This is a genomic window from Rhizobium sp. GR12 (genome assembly GCF_036596185.1).
Lineage (GTDB): Bacteria > Pseudomonadota > Alphaproteobacteria > Rhizobiales > Rhizobiaceae > Agrobacterium > Agrobacterium nepotum.
On the sequence record NZ_JASXTH010000041.1, the window covers coordinates 1 to 1164 of the forward strand.

Below are 1164 nucleotides of genomic sequence, written 5' to 3' on the forward strand. Positions count from 1 at the left end.
GGGGCGTGTTGCAAAACACCTTGTTTCGGCCGTCTGACAGGGGGGAAGGCCGTGTTTTGGCCCCACCGTCCTGTGGAGGGTGGTTTGAGAGGGCTTTTACCTGGGGATGGGTGGTTGGCGGGCGTGGTTTGCCCGTGGGGTTACGCGCTCAGCGTCACCCACCGGCGCATGTTGAAGGCCATGGCGGCCAGAAGAACCTGGGCGGAGGCCTTGGTAAGGCCGATGTAACGGATGACGCTCAGCCCCATGCGCTGCTTGAGGGTTGCAAAGGTCGTCTCGACGGCGGCGCGCCTGCGGGCCACCGCTTGATTGAAGCGGCGCGCGGCCGCTTTCAGAACCGGATGATGCCTGTTGGGACGCCGCATCAGGCCACAACCGATCCCGCGCTCCTTCAGCATTCGTTCGCGCTGATGGGTATGATAGGCGCTATCGGCCAGAACCCGCGCCTCGTCCCCCACGATCAGCTGGTCGGCAGGCACTGTGTCGTTGATATTGGCCGGTGTGGTGATGACGCGCCGGATCAGGCCCGAGCCTTCATCGACACCGACATGGGCCTTGTAGCCGTAATGCGAACCCTGCCGGCCCTTTTTGCGCGTGAAGGCCGCGTCCGGATCGCGTGTCGGGCGCCTGTGCGGTGCATCGGCGGCAGGGTCGCCGTCCGGAGCAGGAGCGCCATCGCGCGGCGGGCGGGCCGCATGCGTTTCGATGACGGTGGCGTCCAGCATCGTGCCGCGCCGCAGGATCAGGCCGGCCGCATCCAGCTGCCGGTCGAGTTCGGCAAACAGCCGCTCCAGAAGCTTCAGCTCCACCAGCCGGTTGCGGAAGCGGCATAGTGTCGTATGGTCCGGAACCGCCTCATCAAGGCCAATCCCGCAGAACCGCCGGAAGGACAGCCGATCATAGATCACCTCTTCCAGTTCCGCATCCGAAAGACCGTAAAGCTGCTGCAGCATCAGTGCTTTGAACATCATCACAACCGGATAGGAGGGGCGGCCGCCGGTGCTCGCGTCCTCCCGCGTCAAAGGCCGCAGAACCTTCTCGAAGCGATACCACTTCACCACCGAGGACAATTTACCCAGACGATCCGGACCACTCCGCACCGTCACAAGCGCATCCGCAAAACTGAATTGACCGGCGCTCTTCTCAACCATCAAACAATCCTCC

The 1164-nt window shown here is 63.7% G+C and carries 1 protein-coding gene; it reads right to left on the reverse strand.

Annotation, left to right across the window (positions count from 1 at the left end; translation table 11 throughout):
* Positions 1–140 precede the first annotated feature (140 nt).
* A complete protein-coding gene (locus QSK43_RS27000; RefSeq protein WP_332306022.1) occupies positions 141–1151 on the reverse strand; it encodes an IS5 family transposase in 1011 nt (336 codons plus the stop codon).
* Between the last annotated feature and the right edge of the window lie 13 nt (positions 1152–1164).

Excerpts from the sequence above, each read along its gene's own strand:
- QSK43_RS27000 (WP_332306022.1), bottom strand. The coding sequence starts at position 1,151 with ATGGTTGAGAAGAGCGCCGGTCAATTCAGTTTTGCGGATGCGCTTGTG.